The organism is Escherichia whittamii, assembly GCF_014836715.1.
In the GTDB taxonomy this organism is placed as follows: Bacteria; Pseudomonadota; Gammaproteobacteria; order Enterobacterales; family Enterobacteriaceae; genus Escherichia; species Escherichia whittamii.
The window spans coordinates 91,719-111,112 of the sequence record NZ_JACSQI010000008.1; the positions used below are offsets into that span (position 1 = coordinate 91,719).

Annotated in this window: 15 protein-coding genes and 2 tRNA genes; 16 read left to right on the plus strand and 1 reads right to left on the minus strand. The window is 51.9% G+C overall.

All coding sequences use genetic code 11. The annotated features are described in order from the left end of the window. The first annotated feature begins 41 nt into the window (after positions 1-41). The 5 genes from ftsH to H9644_RS13755 all read left to right on the plus strand — a co-directional run bounded on the left by ftsH (position 42) and on the right by H9644_RS13755 (position 4,905). Positions 42-1,976, plus strand: a complete 1,935-nt coding sequence (gene ftsH, locus H9644_RS13735) for an ATP-dependent zinc metalloprotease FtsH (RefSeq protein ID WP_064529531.1) — start codon at positions 42-44, stop codon at positions 1,974-1,976. Positions 1,977-2,065: 89 nt separating this feature from the next. Next, positions 2,066-2,914: a dihydropteroate synthase gene (gene folP, locus H9644_RS13740; RefSeq protein WP_115204343.1), complete on the plus strand. Its 849-nt coding sequence runs from the start codon at positions 2,066-2,068 to the stop codon at positions 2,912-2,914. Beyond that, a complete protein-coding gene (gene glmM, locus H9644_RS13745; protein ID WP_064529533.1) occupies positions 2,907-4,244 on the plus strand; it encodes a phosphoglucosamine mutase in 1,338 nt (445 codons plus the stop codon). The genes folP and glmM overlap by 8 nt, the downstream gene beginning before the upstream one ends. A 227-nt stretch (positions 4,245-4,471) precedes the next feature. Continuing rightward, positions 4,472-4,804 carry a preprotein translocase subunit SecG gene (secG, locus tag H9644_RS13750; protein ID WP_001517162.1) on the plus strand — a complete coding sequence of 111 codons (333 nt, stop codon included), beginning with the start codon at positions 4,472-4,474 and terminating at the stop codon, positions 4,802-4,804. Positions 4,805-4,818: 14 nt separating this feature from the next. Continuing rightward, positions 4,819-4,905, plus strand: a tRNA-Leu gene (locus H9644_RS13755). Positions 4,906-5,267: 362 nt separating this feature from the next. On the opposite strand, the gene argG is transcribed toward H9644_RS13755, so the two are convergent. Then, positions 5,268-6,611 carry an argininosuccinate synthase gene (argG, locus tag H9644_RS13760; protein WP_191774969.1) on the minus strand — a complete coding sequence of 448 codons (1,344 nt, stop codon included), beginning with the start codon at positions 6,609-6,611 and terminating at the stop codon, positions 5,268-5,270. A 347-nt stretch (positions 6,612-6,958) separates the two neighbouring features. Here argG and H9644_RS13765 point away from each other — a divergent pair. From H9644_RS13765 to deaD, 11 genes are all read left to right on the plus strand, one after another. Then, a tRNA-Met gene (locus tag H9644_RS13765) sits at positions 6,959-7,035 on the plus strand. A 206-nt stretch (positions 7,036-7,241) separates the two neighbouring features. Continuing rightward, positions 7,242-7,694 carry a ribosome maturation factor RimP gene (gene rimP, locus H9644_RS13770; protein WP_064529853.1) on the plus strand — a complete coding sequence of 151 codons (453 nt, stop codon included), beginning with the start codon at positions 7,242-7,244 and terminating at the stop codon, positions 7,692-7,694. 27 nt (positions 7,695-7,721) lie between these two features. After that, positions 7,722-9,209 carry a transcription termination factor NusA gene (gene nusA, locus H9644_RS13775; RefSeq protein WP_064529536.1) on the plus strand — a complete coding sequence of 496 codons (1,488 nt, stop codon included), beginning with the start codon at positions 7,722-7,724 and terminating at the stop codon, positions 9,207-9,209. Between the two features lie 24 nt (positions 9,210-9,233). After that, complete coding sequence (infB, locus tag H9644_RS13780; RefSeq protein ID WP_064529537.1) at positions 9,234-11,906, plus strand: translation initiation factor IF-2; 2,673 nt, start codon at positions 9,234-9,236, stop codon at positions 11,904-11,906. Positions 11,907-12,068: 162 nt separating this feature from the next. After that, positions 12,069-12,470 (plus strand): 30S ribosome-binding factor RbfA, encoded by a 402-nt coding sequence (rbfA, locus tag H9644_RS13785; RefSeq protein ID WP_001040205.1) that lies wholly within the window; start codon positions 12,069-12,071, stop codon positions 12,468-12,470. Beyond that, complete coding sequence (gene truB / locus H9644_RS13790; RefSeq protein ID WP_000089698.1) at positions 12,470-13,414, plus strand: tRNA pseudouridine(55) synthase TruB; 945 nt, start codon at positions 12,470-12,472, stop codon at positions 13,412-13,414. The genes rbfA and truB overlap by 1 nt, the downstream gene beginning before the upstream one ends. A 149-nt stretch (positions 13,415-13,563) precedes the next feature. Then, positions 13,564-13,833: a 30S ribosomal protein S15 gene (gene rpsO / locus H9644_RS13795; RefSeq protein WP_000059470.1), complete on the plus strand. Its 270-nt coding sequence runs from the start codon at positions 13,564-13,566 to the stop codon at positions 13,831-13,833. A gap of 244 nt (positions 13,834-14,077) precedes the next feature. Continuing rightward, positions 14,078-16,213 (plus strand): polyribonucleotide nucleotidyltransferase, encoded by a 2,136-nt coding sequence (pnp, locus tag H9644_RS13800; protein ID WP_064529854.1) that lies wholly within the window; start codon positions 14,078-14,080, stop codon positions 16,211-16,213. Positions 16,214-16,321: 108 nt separating this feature from the next. Beyond that, positions 16,322-17,206: a lipoprotein NlpI gene (gene nlpI / locus H9644_RS13805; RefSeq protein ID WP_064529538.1), complete on the plus strand. Its 885-nt coding sequence runs from the start codon at positions 16,322-16,324 to the stop codon at positions 17,204-17,206. 106 nt (positions 17,207-17,312) lie between these two features. Next, entirely contained in the window at positions 17,313-17,393 is an 81-nt protein-coding gene (yrbN, locus tag H9644_RS13810; RefSeq protein ID WP_010723222.1) for a protein YrbN, read from the plus strand. Next, on the plus strand, positions 17,386-19,275 hold the full coding sequence (deaD, locus tag H9644_RS13815; RefSeq protein WP_064529539.1) for an ATP-dependent RNA helicase DeaD: 1,890 nt from the start codon (positions 17,386-17,388) through the stop codon (positions 19,273-19,275). Before yrbN ends, deaD begins: the two co-directional genes overlap by 8 nt. Positions 19,276-19,394: the final 119 nt, after the last annotated feature.

Sequence of the window (19,394 nt, forward strand, 5' to 3'; positions counted from 1 at the left end):
TTTTAACACAGTTGTAATAAGAGGTTAATCCCTTGAGTGACATGGCGAAAAACCTAATACTCTGGCTGGTCATTGCCGTTGTGCTGATGTCAGTATTCCAGAGCTTTGGGCCCAGCGAGTCTAATGGACGTAAGGTGGATTACTCTACCTTCCTACAAGAGGTCAATAACGACCAGGTTCGTGAAGCGCGTATCAACGGACGTGAAATCAACGTTACCAAGAAAGATAGTAACCGTTATACCACTTACATTCCTGTTCAGGATCCGAAGTTACTGGATAACCTGCTGACCAAGAACGTCAAGGTTGTCGGTGAACCGCCTGAAGAGCCAAGCCTGCTGGCTTCTATCTTCATCTCCTGGTTCCCGATGCTGTTGCTGATTGGTGTCTGGATCTTCTTCATGCGTCAAATGCAGGGCGGCGGTGGCAAAGGTGCCATGTCGTTCGGTAAGAGCAAAGCGCGCATGCTGACGGAAGATCAGATCAAAACGACCTTTGCTGACGTTGCGGGTTGCGACGAAGCAAAAGAAGAAGTTGCCGAACTGGTTGAGTATCTGCGTGAGCCGAGCCGCTTCCAGAAACTTGGCGGTAAGATCCCGAAAGGCGTCCTGATGGTCGGTCCTCCGGGTACCGGTAAAACGCTGCTGGCGAAAGCGATTGCAGGCGAAGCGAAAGTTCCGTTCTTTACTATCTCCGGTTCTGACTTCGTAGAAATGTTCGTCGGTGTTGGTGCATCCCGTGTACGTGACATGTTCGAACAGGCGAAGAAAGCGGCACCTTGTATCATCTTTATTGATGAAATCGACGCCGTAGGCCGCCAGCGTGGTGCAGGTTTGGGCGGTGGTCACGATGAACGTGAACAGACCCTGAACCAGATGCTGGTTGAGATGGATGGCTTCGAAGGTAACGAAGGTATCATTGTTATCGCTGCGACTAACCGTCCGGACGTTCTGGACCCGGCGCTGCTGCGTCCTGGCCGTTTCGACCGTCAGGTTGTGGTTGGTCTGCCTGATGTTCGCGGTCGTGAGCAGATCCTGAAAGTTCACATGCGTCGCGTACCCTTGGCGCCAGATATCGACGCGGCAATCATTGCCCGTGGTACACCTGGCTTCTCCGGTGCTGATCTGGCAAACCTGGTGAACGAAGCTGCACTGTTCGCTGCCCGTGGCAATAAACGCGTTGTATCGATGGTTGAGTTCGAAAAAGCGAAAGACAAAATCATGATGGGTGCGGAACGTCGCTCCATGGTGATGACGGAAGCGCAGAAAGAATCGACCGCATACCACGAAGCAGGCCATGCGATTATCGGTCGACTGGTGCCAGAACACGATCCGGTACATAAAGTGACGATTATCCCGCGCGGACGTGCGTTGGGTGTGACCTTCTTCCTGCCTGAAGGCGACGCAATTAGCGCCAGCCGTCAGAAGCTGGAAAGCCAGATCAGTACTCTCTACGGCGGCCGTCTGGCGGAAGAGATCATCTACGGGCCGGAACATGTTTCTACCGGGGCGTCCAACGATATTAAAGTTGCGACCAACCTGGCGCGTAACATGGTGACCCAGTGGGGCTTCTCCGAAAAACTTGGTCCGCTGCTGTATGCGGAAGAAGAAGGTGAAGTGTTCCTCGGTCGTAGCGTGGCGAAAGCGAAACATATGTCCGATGAAACTGCGCGTATCATCGACCAGGAAGTGAAGTTACTGATTGAGCGTAATTACAATCGTGCGCGTCAGTTGTTGAACGACAACCTGGATATTCTGCATGCGATGAAAGATGCGCTCATGAAATATGAAACCATCGACGCACCACAGATTGACGACCTGATGGCTCGTCGCGATGTACGTCCGCCAGCTGGCTGGGAAGAACCTGGCGCTTCTAACAACTCTGGCGACAATGGTAGCCCAAAGGCTCCGCGTCCGGTTGATGAACCGCGTACGCCGAACCCGGGTAACACCATGTCAGAGCAGTTAGGCGACAAGTAAGTTCCCGCATTAGATGACTGTATTTGTAACGAAAACCCCGGGGCGTGCTCCGGGGTTTTTTCTTATCAATTCATACCAGGGATAACACCATGAAACTCTTTGCCCAGGGCACTTCACTGGACCTTAGCCATCCTCACGTAATGGGGATCCTCAACGTCACGCCTGATTCCTTCTCCGATGGCGGCACGCATAACTCGCTGATTGATGCGGTGAAACATGCGAATCTGATGATCAATGCTGGCGCAACGATCATTGACGTTGGCGGCGAGTCCACACGTCCAGGGGCTGCGGAAGTGAGCGTTGAAGAAGAGTTGCAGCGTGTTATTCCAGTCGTTGAGGCAATTGCACAACGATTTGAAGTTTGGATCTCAGTGGATACATCCAAACCGGAAGTTATCCGTGAGTCAGCGAAAGCAGGCGCTCACATCATTAATGATATCCGCTCCCTTTCCGAACCCGGCGCCCTGGAAGCTGCTGCTGAAACTGGTTTGCCAGTTTGCCTGATGCATATGCAGGGAAATCCAAAGACCATGCAGGAAGCACCGAAGTATGACGATGTCTTTGCCGAGGTAAATCGCTACTTTGTTGAGCAAATAGCACGCTGCGAACAGGCTGGTATCGCAAAAGAGAAATTGTTGCTCGACCCCGGATTCGGTTTCGGTAAAAATCTCCATCACAACTATGCATTACTGGCGCGTCTGGCTGAATTTCATCATTTCAACCTGCCGCTGTTGGTGGGTATGTCACGAAAATCGATGATTGGACAGCTGTTGAACGTGGGACCGTCCGAGCGCCTGAGCGGTAGTCTGGCCTGTGCGGTAATTGCCGCAATGCAAGGCGCGCACATTATTCGTGTTCATGACGTCAAAGAAACCGTAGAAGCGATGCGAGTGGTGGAAGCCACTCTGTCTGCAAAGGAAAACAAACGCTATGAGTAATCGTAAATATTTCGGTACCGATGGGATTCGTGGTCGTGTTGGGGATGCGCCGATCACGCCTGATTTTGTGCTTAAGCTGGGGTGGGCTGCGGGTAAAGTGCTGGCGCGCCACGGCTCCCGTAAGATCATTATTGGTAAAGACACGCGTATTTCTGGTTATATGCTGGAGTCAGCACTGGAAGCAGGTCTGGCGGCTGCCGGTCTTTCTGCGCTCTTTACCGGCCCAATGCCAACACCGGCCGTGGCTTATCTGACGCGGACTTTCCGCGCAGAGGCTGGGATTGTGATATCTGCATCGCATAACCCGTTCTACGATAATGGCATTAAATTCTTCTCTATCGACGGTACCAAACTACCGGATGCGGTAGAAGAGGCCATCGAAGCGGAAATGGAGAAAGAGATCAGCTGCGTTGATTCGGCAGAACTGGGTAAAGCCAGCCGTATCGTTGATGCTGCGGGTCGCTATATCGAATTTTGCAAAGCCACATTTCCGAACGAACTTAGCCTCAGTGAACTGAAGATTGTGGTGGATTGCGCAAACGGTGCGACTTATCACATTGCGCCGAACGTGCTGCGCGAACTGGGAGCGAACGTTATCGCCATCGGTTGTGAGCCGAACGGTGTAAACATCAATGCCGAAGTGGGGGCTACCGACGTTCGCGCGCTACAGGCACGTGTACTGGCGGAGAAAGCGGATCTCGGTATTGCTCTCGACGGCGACGGGGATCGCGTGATTATGGTTGACCATGAAGGCAATAAAGTCGATGGCGACCAGATTATGTATATCATCGCGCGCGAAGGTCTGCGTCAGGGCCAGCTGCGTGGTGGCGTGGTGGGTACATTGATGAGCAACATGGGGCTGGAACTGGCGCTGAAACAGTTAGGCATTCCATTTGCTCGTGCAAAAGTGGGCGATCGCTACGTACTGGAAAAAATGCAGGAGAAAGGCTGGCGCATCGGTGCCGAGAACTCTGGCCACGTGATCCTACTGGATAAAACCACCACCGGTGATGGCATTGTTGCTGGTTTGCAGGTCCTGGCGGCGATGGCGCGTAACCATATGAGCCTGCACGACCTTTGCAGCGGCATGAAAATGTTCCCGCAGATTCTGGTTAACGTGCGTTACACCGCAGGTAGCGGCGATCCGCTTGAGCATGAGTCAGTCAAAGCCGTGACAGCCGAAGTTGAAGCGGCGCTGGGCAACCGTGGACGCGTGTTGCTGCGTAAATCTGGCACCGAGCCGTTAATTCGCGTGATGGTAGAAGGTGAAGACGAAACGCAGGTAACCGAATTTGCGCATCGCATCGCTGACGCGGTAAAAGCGGTTTGATTTGATAGCTAACTGGCTAAAAAGGCGGCGATTGTCGCCTTTGTTCTTCTTAAGCACATCGGTTTTGCTGTTTTTTTCCGCAGTTGATACAATGCGATAAAATTGCCCTTGCGAAGGTCATTCGCTTTGGTTAGTATTCACACCCGCTTCAGTGGGAAAGATTAAATTCTCCCGCTTTATTGGTTGAAGCATTGGTACGCGGCAACTCCGCAAGGAACAGGTTGATTATGTACGAAGCTCTTTTGGTAGTTTTCCTTATTGTAGCAATTGGCCTTGTAGGTCTTATTATGCTGCAGCAAGGTAAAGGCGCTGATATGGGAGCCTCCTTCGGAGCAGGCGCTTCCGCTACGCTGTTTGGTTCAAGTGGTTCTGGCAACTTCATGACCCGTATGACGGCTGTGCTGGCAACGTTGTTCTTCATCATCAGTCTGGTGCTGGGTAACATCAACAGCAATAAAACCAATAAAGGTAGCGAGTGGGAAAACCTGAGTGCTCCGGCGAAAACCGAACAAACTCAGCCAGCTGCTCCGGCTAAGCCGACCAGCGATATCCCGAACTAAAAAGTAGTATCCGTGCTGAGGTGGTGGAATTGGTAGACACGCTACCTTGAGGTGGTAGTGCCCTAACGGGCTTGTGGGTTCGAGTCCCATCCTCAGTACCAATATTCCGAAAGAAAGACGCTAAAAAGCGTCTTTTTTTTCGTCTGTAGAAAGCAATTGAGCAGGATGCGTGCCTCCTTGCCTTTACAGGGACGCGAATAACCAGAACTCAAAATGCAATCACACCTTATTAGGCCTGATTTTTATACACAAAAAGCCGCTAACGCGGCTTCAGATTGTTGACAAAGTGCGCTTTGTTCATGCCGGATGCGGCGTGAACGCCTTATCCGGCCTAGAAAATCATGCAAATTCAATATATTGCATAACTCACGTAGGCCTGATAAGCGTAGCGCATCAGGCAGTTTTGCGTTTGTCCTCAGTCTCAAGCCGCTAACGCGGCTTCTTGCAGGGAACAGAAAAGTAATTACTTCCCTTTATTTTCCAGATTCTCAACCTGCGGCACACCTGAAGTGGCAGAAGATGAGAGCAGGCCTGTTTTGGCATAACCGAACAACTTCTCGCGGGTATCGGTAATATCCAGGTTACGCATGGTCAGTTGACCAATACGATCTTCAGCCGTAAACATAGAGTCGCCTTTCTCCATGGTCAAACGCTCTGCTTTATAGGTCAGGTTGTCAGAGACGGTGTTGAGGATCGAGTAGTCGTTACCGCGACGCAGTTCCAGCGTCACTTCACCAGTTATCTGGCTGGCAACCCAGCGTTGCAGGGAGTCACGTAACATCAGAGCCTGGGAGTCAAACCAGCGCCCCTGGTACAACAAACGACCCAACTGACGACCATGCGCGTGATACTGCTCGATGGTGTCTTCGTTGTGAATACCGGTCAGCAGACGTTCATACGCAATGTGCAGGAGTGCCATCCCCGGGGCTTCATAGATGCCGCGGCTTTTCGCTTCGATGATACGGTTTTCGATCTGGTCGCTCATGCCCAGGCCATGGCGGCCACCGATGCGGTTAGCTTCCAGCATCATTTCGACATCGTCGCTAAATGTCTTGCCGTTAAGCGCCACCGGATGACCTTGCTCAAAACGCACCGTGACTTCTTCTGCCGGGATCTTCACGCTCTCATCCCAGAATTTCACGCCCATAATCGGGTTGACGATTTTTACGCTGGAGTTGAGGTATTCCAGATCTTTCGCTTCGTGCGTTGCGCCGAGCATATTGGAGTCGGTGGAGTAGGCTTTTTCAACCGACATTTTATAGTCGAAACCGCAGGCAATCATAAATTCAGACATTTCATGACGGCCGCCTAACTCATCAATAAAGTTGGTATCGAGCCACGGTTTATAAATCTGTAGTTCCGCATTGGTCAACAGGCCGTAGCGATAGAAACGCTCGATATCGTTGCCTTTATAGGTGCTGCCATCTCCCCAAATGTTTACGCCATCTTCTTTCATGGCAGCAACCAGCATGGTGCCGGTTACGGCGCGACCCAGCGGAGTGGTGTTGAAATAGGTCAGACCGCCGGTGGTGTTATGGAAAGCGCCACACTGAATCGCGGCAATACCTTCGGCGACCAACTGCTTGCGGCAGTCGATCAGACGTGCGTTCTCCGCGCCGTATTCCATGGCACGACGAGGGATCGCATCATAATCCTCTTCGTCTGGCTGGCCCAGGTTTGCAGTATATGCATAAGGAACCGCTCCCTTTTTTCGCATCCACAGCAGTGCGGCACTGGTGTCCAGACCGCCAGAAAACGCGATACCAATACGTTGACCTACCGGGAGATGCTTGAGAATCGTCGTCATAAAATAACACCCTGCTTGATTAACTGATGATGAGCCTGGATTTCCGCTCTAATTGAATTTTTATGCAAAATAAATGAGTTTTCATTTAATCATCTTTTATCTGAGACAGGAAGAGTTTAGTGTGTTTTTTGTAAAATAATGCGCTTAAGAAAGGTAAGTGGAGGGGGAAAGTATTCAACAGATGGAAATTAACTGGATATCCATTCACGTGGGTAGCAATAAATGTTGACAAAATGTGGCGTGGATCACTATAATGCACGCAGATTTTACGTCCCGTCTCGGTACACCAAATCCCAGCAGTATTTGCATTTTTTACCCAAAACGAGTAGAATTTGCCACGTTTCAGGCGCGGGGTGGAGCAGCCTGGTAGCTCGTCGGGCTCATAACCCGAAGGTCGTCGGTTCAAATCCGGCCCCCGCAACCACTTTCCCTTAGAGTTCTTTTTCAAATATACTGTGAAGACTTCGGCCTTCGTAGTGGGATTTGAAAAAATCCTTCTGGAAAGTGCTCCAGACCGCAGTTGCGGTTATAGGGTTCAGTTATATAAAGCCCCGATTTATCGGGGTTTTTTGTTATCTGACTACAGAATAACTGGGCTTTAGGCCCTTTTTTTATGTCTTGGGGGTGGGCTTGTCCACATTAGAGCAAAAATTAACAGAGATGATTACTGCGCCAGTTGAGGCCTTGGGTTTTGAACTGGTTGGCATCGAGTTTATTCGCGGTCGCACATCCACACTGCGCATCTATATTGATAGTGAAGATGGCATCAATGTTGATGATTGTGCTGATGTGAGCCACCAGGTAAGTGCTGTGCTGGATGTTGAAGATCCCATCACCGTTGCTTATAACCTGGAAGTCTCCTCACCGGGGCTCGATCGCCCACTGTTCACGGCTGAACACTACGCCCGTTTTGCCGGAGAAGAGGTGACTCTGGTTCTCCGTATGGCGGTACAAAATCGTCGTAAATGGCAGGGCGTTATCAAAGCGGTAGACGGTGAAATGATCACAGTTACCGTCGAAGGTAAAGATGAAGTGTTCGCGCTGAGTAATATCCAGAAGGCGAACCTGGTTCCCCACTTTTAATAGTCTGGATGAGGTGAAAAGCCCGCGATGAACAAAGAAATTTTGGCTGTAGTTGAAGCCGTCTCCAATGAAAAGGCGCTACCTCGCGAGAAAATTTTCGAAGCGTTGGAAAGCGCGCTGGCTACAGCAACCAAGAAAAAATACGAACAAGAGATCGACGTCCGCGTACAGATCGATCGCAAAAGCGGTGATTTTGACACCTTCCGTCGCTGGTTAGTTGTTGATGAAGTCACCCAGCCGACCAAGGAAATCACCCTTGAAGCCGCACGTTATGAAGATGAAAGCCTGAACCTGGGTGATTACGTTGAAGATCAGATTGAGTCTGTTACCTTTGACCGTATCACCACCCAGACGGCAAAACAGGTTATCGTGCAGAAAGTGCGTGAAGCCGAACGTGCGATGGTGGTTGATCAGTTCCGTGAACACGAAGGTGAAATCATCACCGGCGTGGTGAAAAAAGTAAACCGCGATAACATTTCTCTGGATCTGGGCAATAATGCTGAAGCTGTGATCCTGCGTGAAGATATGCTGCCGCGTGAAAACTTCCGCCCTGGCGACCGCGTTCGTGGCGTGCTCTATTCTGTTCGCCCGGAAGCGCGTGGCGCGCAACTGTTCGTGACTCGTTCCAAGCCGGAAATGCTGATCGAACTGTTCCGTATTGAAGTACCGGAAATCGGCGAAGAAGTGATTGAAATTAAAGCAGCGGCTCGCGATCCGGGTTCTCGTGCGAAAATCGCAGTGAAAACCAACGATAAACGTATCGATCCGGTAGGTGCTTGCGTAGGTATGCGTGGCGCGCGTGTTCAGGCGGTTTCTACCGAACTGGGCGGCGAGCGTATCGATATCGTCCTGTGGGATGATAACCCGGCGCAGTTCGTGATTAACGCAATGGCACCGGCAGACGTTGCTTCTATCGTGGTGGATGAAGATAAACACACCATGGATATCGCCGTTGAAGCCGGTAACCTGGCGCAGGCTATTGGTCGTAACGGTCAGAACGTGCGTCTGGCTTCGCAGCTCAGTGGTTGGGAACTCAACGTGATGACCGTTGACGACCTGCAGGCTAAGCATCAGGCGGAAGCGCACGCAGCGATTGACACCTTCACCCGTTATCTCGACATTGACGAAGACTTCGCTACTGTCCTGGTAGAAGAAGGTTTCTCAACGCTGGAAGAACTGGCCTATGTGCCGATGAAAGAGCTGTTGGAAATCGAAGGCCTTGATGAGCCTACCGTTGAAGCACTGCGTGAGCGTGCTAAAAATGCACTGGCCACCATTGCACAGGCCCAGGAAGAAAGCCTCGGTGATAACAAACCGGCTGACGATCTGCTGAACCTTGAAGGGATGGATCGTGATTTGGCATTCAAACTGGCCGCCCGTGGCGTTTGTACGCTGGAAGATCTCGCCGAACAGGGCATTGATGATCTGGCTGATATCGAAGGGTTGACCGACGAAAAAGCCGGAGCACTGATTATGGCTGCCCGTAATATTTGCTGGTTCGGTGACGAAGCGTAATAAACTGTAGCAGGAAGGAACAGCATGACAGATGTAACGATTAAAACGCTGGCCGCAGAGCGACAGACCTCCGTGGAACGCCTGGTACAGCAATTTGCTGATGCAGGTATCCGGAAGTCTGCTGACGACTCTGTGTCCGCACAAGAGAAACAGGCTTTAATTGACCACCTGAACCAGAAAAATTCAGGGCCGGACAAATTAACGCTGCAGCGTAAAACACGCAGCACCCTTAACATTCCAGGTACCGGTGGAAAAAGCAAATCGGTACAAATCGAAGTCCGCAAGAAACGCACCTTTGTGAAACGTGACCCGCAAGAGGCCGAACGCCTTGCGGCGGAAGAGCAAGCGCAGCGTGAAGCGGAAGAGCAAGCCCGTCGTGAGGCAGAAGAATCGGCCAAACGCGAGGCGCAACAAAAAGCTGAACGTGAGGCCGCAGAACAAGCTAAACGTGAAGCCGCTGAACAAGCGAAACGTGAAGCTGCGGAAAAAGACAAAGTGAGCAATCAACAAGACGATATGACTAAAACCGCCCAGGCTGAAAAAGCCCGCCGTGAGCAGGAAGCTGCAGAGCTCAAGCGTAAAGCAGAAGAAGAAGCGCGTCGTAAACTCGAAGAAGAAGCACGTCGCGTTGCTGAAGAAGCACGTCGTATGGCGGAAGAAAATAAATGGACTGATAACGCGGAACCAACTGAAGATTCCAGCGATTATCACGTTACTACCTCTCAACATGCTCGCCAGGCAGAAGACGAAAGCGATCGTGAAGTCGAAGGCGGCCGCGGCCGTGGTCGTAACGCGAAAGCAGCTCGTCCGAAGAAAGGCAATAAACACGCTGAATCAAAAGCTGACCGCGAAGAAGCGCGTGCAGCAGTACGTGGCGGTAAAGGCGGAAAACGTAAAGGTTCTTCGCTGCAGCAGAGCTTCCAGAAACCAGCTCAGGCTGTTAACCGTGATGTAGTGATTGGCGAAACCATTACTGTAGGCGAACTGGCGAACAAGATGGCGGTTAAAGGCTCTCAGGTCATCAAAGCGATGATGAAACTGGGCGCAATGGCAACCATCAACCAGGTTATCGACCAGGAAACCGCACAGCTGGTAGCCGAAGAGATGGGCCACAAAGTTATCCTGCGTCGTGAAAACGAACTGGAAGAAGCGGTAATGAGCGACCGTGATACTGGCGCTGCGGCTGAACCGCGTGCGCCGGTTGTGACCATCATGGGTCACGTTGACCACGGTAAAACCTCTCTGCTGGACTACATTCGTTCAACGAAAGTGGCCTCTGGCGAAGCGGGCGGCATTACCCAGCACATCGGTGCATACCACGTTGAAACTGAAAACGGCATGATCACCTTCCTGGATACCCCGGGGCACGCCGCGTTTACTTCAATGCGTGCACGTGGTGCGCAGGCAACGGACATCGTAGTCCTGGTTGTTGCAGCAGACGACGGCGTAATGCCGCAGACTATCGAAGCTATCCAGCACGCGAAAGCGGCGGGTGTTCCGGTAGTGGTTGCTGTGAACAAAATCGATAAGCCAGAAGCCGATCCGGATCGCGTTAAGAACGAACTCTCTCAGTACGGCATCCTGCCAGAAGAGTGGGGCGGTGAAAGCCAGTTTGTACACGTATCTGCAAAAGCGGGTACCGGTATTGATGAACTGCTGGATGCTATCCTGCTGCAGGCTGAAGTCCTGGAACTGAAAGCCGTACGTAACGGGATGGCGAGCGGTGCGGTTATCGAATCCTTCCTCGATAAAGGTCGTGGTCCGGTTGCTACTGTACTGGTACGCGAAGGCACTCTGCACAAGGGCGATATCGTTCTGTGTGGCTTCGAATACGGCCGTGTTCGTGCGATGCGTAACGAACTGGGTCAGGAAGTGCTGGAAGCAGGTCCGTCTATTCCGGTGGAAATCCTCGGCTTGTCCGGTGTTCCAGCTGCGGGTGATGAAGTTACCGTTGTACGTGACGAGAAGAAAGCACGTGAAGTTGCACTGTACCGTCAGGGCAAATTCCGCGAAGTTAAACTGGCGCGTCAGCAGAAATCTAAACTCGAGAACATGTTTGCCAACATGACTGAAGGCGAAGTTCATGAAGTGAACATCGTACTGAAGGCAGACGTTCAGGGCTCTGTGGAAGCGATCTCCGACTCCTTGCTGAAACTGTCTACTGACGAAGTTAAAGTGAAGATCATCGGTTCTGGCGTAGGTGGTATTACCGAAACCGACGCGACCCTGGCAGCGGCATCCAACGCTATTCTGGTTGGCTTTAACGTTCGTGCTGATGCCTCTGCGCGTAAAGTGATTGAAGCGGAAAGCCTGGATCTGCGTTACTACTCCGTCATCTATAACCTGATCGATGAAGTGAAAGCGGCGATGAGCGGTATGCTCTCTCCGGAACTGAAACAACAGATTATCGGTCTGGCAGAAGTTCGTGACGTGTTTAAATCACCGAAATTTGGTGCTATCGCAGGCTGTATGGTTACCGAAGGTGTGGTTAAACGTCACAACCCGATCCGCGTTCTGCGCGACAACGTGGTTATCTACGAAGGCGAGCTGGAGTCCCTGCGCCGCTTCAAAGATGACGTCAACGAAGTCCGTAACGGTATGGAATGTGGTATCGGCGTTAAGAACTACAACGACGTCCGCACAGGCGATGTGATCGAAGTGTTCGAAATCATCGAGATTCAGCGTACGATTGCCTAAGGTTGATTGGGTGTAGGCCGGATAAGGCGTTTGCGCCACATCCGGCAGCCGTTGCCTGATGCGACGCTGGCGCGTCTTATCAGGCCTACGTGAACAGCCCTTCCACCTGAAATTAATTTTAAAAAGGGGCTTATGGCCCCTTTTTTGTCAGGAGAATTTATTATGGCGAAAGAATTTGGTCGCCCACAGCGCGTAGCGCAGGAAATGCAAAAAGAGATCGCTCTCATCCTGCAGCGCGAAATTAAAGACCCTCGTCTGGGCATGATGACCACCGTTTCTGGTGTCGAAATGTCTCGCGACCTGGCGTATGCCAAAGTATATGTGACGTTCCTCAACGACAAAGATGAAGACGCGGTTAAAGCGGGCATCAAAGCGTTGCAGGAAGCTTCTGGTTTCATCCGCAGCCTGCTGGGTAAAGCGATGCGCCTGCGTATCGTGCCGGAACTGACCTTCTTCTACGACAACTCACTGGTTGAAGGGATGCGTATGTCAAACCTGGTGACCAGCGTGGTCAAACATGACGAAGAGCGTCGTGTTAACCCGGACGACAGCAAGGAGGACTAATGAGTCGTCCTCGTCGTCGCGGTCGCGACATTAATGGCGTTTTGTTGCTGGATAAACCGCAGGGCATGTCCAGCAACGATGCGCTGCAAAAAGTGAAACGCATTTATAACGCTAACCGTGCCGGACATACCGGTGCACTGGACCCGCTGGCGACCGGCATGTTGCCGATTTGCCTCGGGGAAGCGACGAAGTTTTCCCAGTATCTGCTGGACTCCGACAAACGCTATCGGGTCATTGCGCGGCTTGGGCAGCGTACTGATACTTCTGACGCCGACGGACAAATCGTTGAGGAGCGTCCGGTAACCTTTAGCGCAGAGCAACTGGCGGCGGCACTGGATACCTTCCGTGGCGACATCGAACAGATCCCATCGATGTATTCAGCACTGAAATACCAGGGTAAAAAACTGTACGAATACGCGCGTCAGGGCATTGAAGTTCCGCGTGAAGCGCGTCCGATTACCGTTTATGAATTGCTGTTTATTCGCCATGAAGGCAATGAGCTGGAGCTGGAAATTCACTGCTCAAAAGGCACTTATATCCGTACCATCATTGATGACCTGGGTGAAAAACTCGGCTGTGGCGCGCATGTGATTTATCTGCGCCGTCTGGCGGTAAGTAAATATCCGGTTGAACGGATGGTTACCCTGGAGCACCTGCGTGAACTTGTTGAGCAAGCCGAACAGCAGGATATTCCGGCTGCGGAGTTACTTGATCCCTTACTGATGCCAATGGACAGTCCAGCTTCGGACTATCCGGTGGTGAATCTTCCGCTAACATCTTCTGTTTACTTCAAAAATGGTAACCCGGTTCGTACATCCGGTGCGCCGCTGGAAGGACTGGTTCGTGTTACCGAAGGTGAAAACGGCAAGTTTATCGGTATGGGCGAAATTGACGATGAAGGCCGCGTCGCGCCTCGTCGGCTGGTGGTTGAATACCCGGCGTAATGTTAACCATCTTGCGATAACAGGTCGCTACGAGTAGAATACTGCCGCTTAACGTCGCGTAAATTGTTTAACACTTTGCGTAGCGTACACTGGGATCGCTGAATTAGAGATCGGCGTCCTTTCATTTTTTTATACTTTGGAGTTTTAAAATGTCTCTAAGTACTGAAGCAACAGCTAAAATCGTTTCTGAGTTTGGTCGTGGTGAAAACGACACCGGTTCTACCGAAGTTCAGGTAGCACTGCTGACTGCCCAGATCAACCACCTGCAGGGTCACTTTGCAGAGCACAAAAAAGATCACCACAGCCGTCGTGGTCTGCTGCGCATGGTTTCTCAGCGTCGTAAACTGCTCGACTACCTGAAACGTAAAGACGTAGCACGTTACACCCAGCTCATCGAGCGCCTGGGTCTGCGTCGCTAATTCTTGCGAGTTTCAGAAAAGGGGCCTGAGTGGCCCCTTTTTTCAAACTGACGGCAGCAATTCACTGGAAACTAATGTATTGTTGCTATGAATGATCTTCCGTTGCAGAGGTTCGCGCGGCTAATGAGAGGCTTTACCCACATTTGGCTGGGTTAGGGTTGTCATTAGTCGCGAGGATGCGCAGAAGATCGGGTATTAACACCAGTACCGTAAGGTGCTGTCTAAGAAAGAAAAGGGTATTACATTGCTTAATCCGATCGTTCGTAAATTCCAGTACGGTCAACACACCGTGACTCTGGAAACCGGCATGATGGCGCGTCAAGCCACTGCCGCTGTTATGGTTAGCATGGATGACACCGCGGTATTCGTTACCGTTGTCGGCCAGAAAAAAGCCAAACCAGGTCAGGACTTCTTCCCGCTGACCGTTAACTATCAGGAGCGTACCTACGCTGCTGGTCGTATCCCGGGTAGCTTCTTCCGCCGTGAAGGCCGCCCAAGCGAAGGCGAAACGCTGATCGCGCGTCTGATTGACCGCCCGATTCGCCCGCTGTTCCCGGAAGGTTTTGTCAACGAAGTTCAGGTTATCGCCACCGTGGTTTCTGTTAACCCGCAGGTTAACCCGGATATCGTTGCGATGATTGGTGCTTCTGCGGCGCTGTCTCTGTCTGGTATTCCGTTCAATGGTCCGATTGGTGCTGCCCGCGTAGGTTACATCAATGACCAGTACGTACTGAACCCGACTCAGGACGAACTGAAAGAGAGCAAACTGGATCTGGTTGTTGCCGGTACTGAAGCTGCCGTGCTGATGGTTGAATCTGAAGCAGAACTGTTGAGCGAAGACGTCATGTTGGGCGCAGTGGTGTTCGGCCATGAACAGCAGCAGGTTGTTATTCAGAACATCAATGAACTGGTGAAAGAAGCCGGTAAACCGCGTTGGGACTGGCAGCCGGAGCCGGTAAACGAAGCGCTGAACGCGCGCGTTGCTGCGCTGGCTGAAGCTCGTCTGAGCGATGCATATCGCATCACCGACAAGCAAGAGCGTTATGCGCAGGTTGATGTCATCAAATCTGAAACCATCGCTACGCTGCTTGCTGAAGATGAAACCCTGGACGAAAACGAACTGGGTGAAATTCTGCACGCTATCGAGAAAAACGTTGTTCGTAGCCGCGTACTGGCAGGCGAACCGCGTATCGACGGTCGTGAAAAAGATATGATCCGTGGTCTGGATGTGCGTACTGGCGTGCTGCCGCGTACTCACGGTTCTGCGCTGTTCACCCGTGGTGAAACGCAGGCGCTGGTTACCGCAACGCTGGGCACTGCACGTGACGCGCAGGTTCTTGATGAACTGATGGGCGAACGTACTGACACCTTCTTGTTCCACTACAACTTCCCTCCGTACTCCGTAGGAGAAACCGGCATGGTCGGTTCTCCGAAGCGTCGTGAAATTGGTCACGGTCGTCTGGCGAAGCGCGGCGTGCTGGCAGTAATGCCGGATATGGACAAATTCCCGTACACCGTACGTGTCGTGTCTGAAATCACCGAATCCAACGGTTCTTCGTCTATGGCTTCCGTGTGCGGCGCGTCTCTGGCGCTGATGGACGCAGGTGTGCCGATCAAAGCCGCTGTTGCGGGTATCGCAATGGGTCTGGTGAAAGAAGGCGACAACTACGTTGTACTGTCTGACATTCTGGGCGACGAAGATCACCTGGGCGATATGGACTTCAAAGTTGCGGGTTCTCGCGACGGTATCTCTGCACTGCAGATGGATATCAAAATTGAAGGTATCACCAAAGAGATCATGCAGGTTGCGCTGAATCAGGCTAAAGGTGCACGTCTGCACATCCTGGGCGTAATGGAACAGGCGATCAACGCGCCGCGCGGCGATATCTCTGAGTTCGCACCGCGTATCCATACCATCAAGATCAACCCGGACAAGATCAAAGACGTTATCGGTAAAGGTGGTTCTGTAATCCGTGCTCTGACCGAAGAAACTGGCACCACCATCGAAATCGAAGATGACGGTACTGTGAAGATTGCAGCTACCGATGGCGAGAAAGCGAAACACGCTATTCGTCGTATCGAAGAGATCACTGCAGAAATCGAAGTGGGCCGCGTCTACAATGGTAAAGTGACCCGTATCGTTGACTTTGGCGCATTTGTTGCCATTGGTGGCGGTAAAGAAGGTCTGGTCCATATATCTCAAATCGCCGATAAGCGTGTTGAGAAAGTGACCGATTACCTGCAGATGGGTCAGGAAGTACCGGTGAAAGTTCTGGAAGTTGATCGCCAGGGCCGTATCCGTCTGAGCATTAAAGAAGCGACTGAGCAGTCTCAACCTGCTGCAGCACCGGAAGCTCCGGCTGCTGAACAGGGCGAGTAAGGTTGCCATTTGCCCTCCGCTGCGGCGGGGGGCTTTTAACCGGGCAGGACGCCTTGTTAGCAACCGGGAACAGGACGTTCATTCAACCGTGGTCTTCGGGAGTGGGAAATGAAGCCTTTTTTGCGCTGGTGTTTCGTTGCGACAGCACTTACGCTTGCAGGATGCAGTAATATTTCCTGGCGTAAAAGTGAAGTCCTCGCGGTACCATTGCAACCGACTTTACAGCAGGAAGTGATTCTGGCACGTATGGAACAAATCCTTGCCAGTCGGGCTTTAACCGATGACGAACGCGCACAGCTTTTATATGAGCGCGGAGTGTTGTATGATAGTCTCGGTCTGAGGGCATTAGCGCGTAACGATTTTTCGCAAGCGCTGGCAATCCGACCGGATATGCCTGAAGTATTCAATTACTTAGGCATATATTTAACGCAGGCAGGCAATTTTGATGCTGCCTATGAAGCGTTTGATTCTGTACTTGAGCTTGATCCAACTTACAACTACGCGCACTTGAATCGCGGGATCGCATTATATTACGGCGGTCGTGACAAGTTAGCGCAAGATGATCTGCTGGCGTTTTATCAAGACGATCCTAATGATCCTTTCCGTAGTCTGTGGCTTTATCTCGCCGAGCAGAAGCTCGATGAGAAGCAGGCTAAAGAAGTGTTGAAACAGCACTTCGAAAAATCGGACAAGGAACAGTGGGGATGGAACATTGTCGAGTTCTACCTGGGCAACATTAGCGAACAAACGTTAATGGATAGGCTCAAGGCGGACGCAACGGATAACACCTCGCTCGCTGAGCATCTCAGTGAAACCAACTTCTATTTAGGTAAGTACTACCTAAGTCTGGGGGATTTGGACAGCGCTACGGCACTGTTCAAACTGGCGGTTGCCAACAACGTTCATAACTTTGTTGAGCACCGATACGCATTGTTGGAATTATCGCTCCTGGGCCAGGACCAAGATGACCTGGCAGAATCGGACCAGCAATAGCTGACGTACACATCAGCCCGTAATCTTATTTGATTGCCATCACCTTAACGGGTGAGGGCGTTGTTGTTCGTTAATACACCTACTTTGAGCCGGTTCACACTTTTCAATGAAAATTGCTGATCAATTTCATGATGAGTTATGTAGACTGGCCGCCATTAATTTTGAGGCACACGTACTACATGGCTGAATTCGAAACCACTTTTGCAGATCTGGGCCTGAAGGCTCCTATCCTTGAAGCCCTTAACGATCTGGGTTACGAAAAACCATCTCCAATTCAGGCGGAGTGTATTCCACATCTGCTGAATGGCCGCGACGTTCTGGGTATGGCCCAGACGGGGAGCGGAAAAACTGCAGCATTCTCTTTACCTCTGCTGCAAAATCTTGATCCTGAGCTGAAAGCACCACAGATTCTGGTGCTGGCACCGACCCGCGAACTGGCGGTACAGGTTGCTGAAGCAATGACGGATTTCTCTAAACACATGCGCGGCGTAAACGTAGTTGCCCTGTACGGCGGCCAGCGTTATGACGTGCAATTACGCGCCCTGCGTCAGGGGCCGCAGATTGTTGTCGGTACTCCGGGCCGTCTGCTGGACCACCTGAAACGTGGCACTCTGGATCTCTCTAAACTGAGCGGTCTGGTTCTGGATGAAGCTGACGAAATGCTGCGCATGGGCTTCATCGAAGACGTTGAAACCATTATGGCGCAGATCCCGGAAGGTCATCAGACCGCTCTGTTCTCTGCAACCATGCCAGAAGCGATTCGTCGCATTACCCGCCGCTTTATGAAAGAGCCGCAGGAAGTGCGCATTCAGTCCAGCGTGACTACCCGTCCTGACATCAGCCAGAGCTACTGGACTGTGTGGGGCATGCGTAAAAACGAAGCGCTGGTACGTTTCCTGGAAGCGGAAGATTTTGATGCGGCGATTATCTTCGTTCGTACCAAAAACGCGACTCTGGAAGTGGCTGAAGCCCTTGAGCGTAACGGCTACAACAGCGCCGCGCTGAACGGTGACATGAACCAGGCGCTGCGTGAGCAGACACTGGAACGCCTGAAAGATGGTCGTCTGGACATCCTGATTGCGACCGACGTTGCGGCCCGTGGCCTGGACGTTGAGCGTATCAGCCTGGTAGTAAACTACGATATCCCGATGGATTCTGAGTCTTACGTTCACCGTATCGGTCGTACTGGTCGTGCGGGGCGTGCTGGCCGCGCGCTGCTGTTCGTTGAGAACCGCGAGCGTCGTCTGCTGCGCAACATTGAACGCACCATGAAGCTGACCATTCCGGAAGTAGAACTGCCGAACGCAGAACTGCTGGGCAAACGTCGTCTGGAAAAATTTGCCGCTAAAGTACAGCAGCAGCTGGAAAGCAGCGATCTGGATCAATACCGTGCACTGCTGAGTAAAATTCAGCCGATTGCAGAAGGTGAAGAGCTGGATCTCGAAACTCTGGCAGCCGCACTGCTGAAAATGGCACAGGGCGAACGTACCCTGATCGTGCCGCCAGATGCGCCGATGCGTCCGAAACGTGAATTCCGTGACCGTGATGACCGTGGTCCGCGCGATCGTAACGACCGTGGCCCGCGTGGCGACCGTGAAGATCGTCCGCGTCGTGAACGTCGTGATGTTGGCGATATGCAGCTGTACCGCATTGAAGTGGGTCGTGATGATGGTGTTGAAGTTCGTCATATCGTTGGCGCGATTGCTAACGAAGGCGACATCAGCAGCCGTTACATCGGTAACATCAAGCTGTTTGCTTCTCACTCCACCATCGAACTGCCGAAAGGTATGCCGGGTGAAGTGCTGCAACACTTTACGCGTACCCGCATCCTTAACAAGCCGATGAACATGCAGTTGCTGGGCGATGCACAGCCGCATACTGGCGGTGAGCGTCGTGGCGGTGGTCGTGGTGCCGGTGGTGAGCGCCGTGAAGGCGGTCGTAGCTTCAGCGGTGAACGCCGTGAAGGTGGCCGTGGTGATGGTCGTCGTTTCAGCGGCGAACGTCGTGAAGGCCGCGCACCGCGTCGTGATGATTCTACCGGTCGTCGCCGTTTCGGTGGTGATGCGTAATCATCGCTGATTAGCGAACACAATCTGTAAAATAATATATACAGCCCCGATTTTAACAATCGGGGCTTTTTTTCTGTCTTTTGTACTCATGTACTGGTACAGTGCAGTGCATAACAACG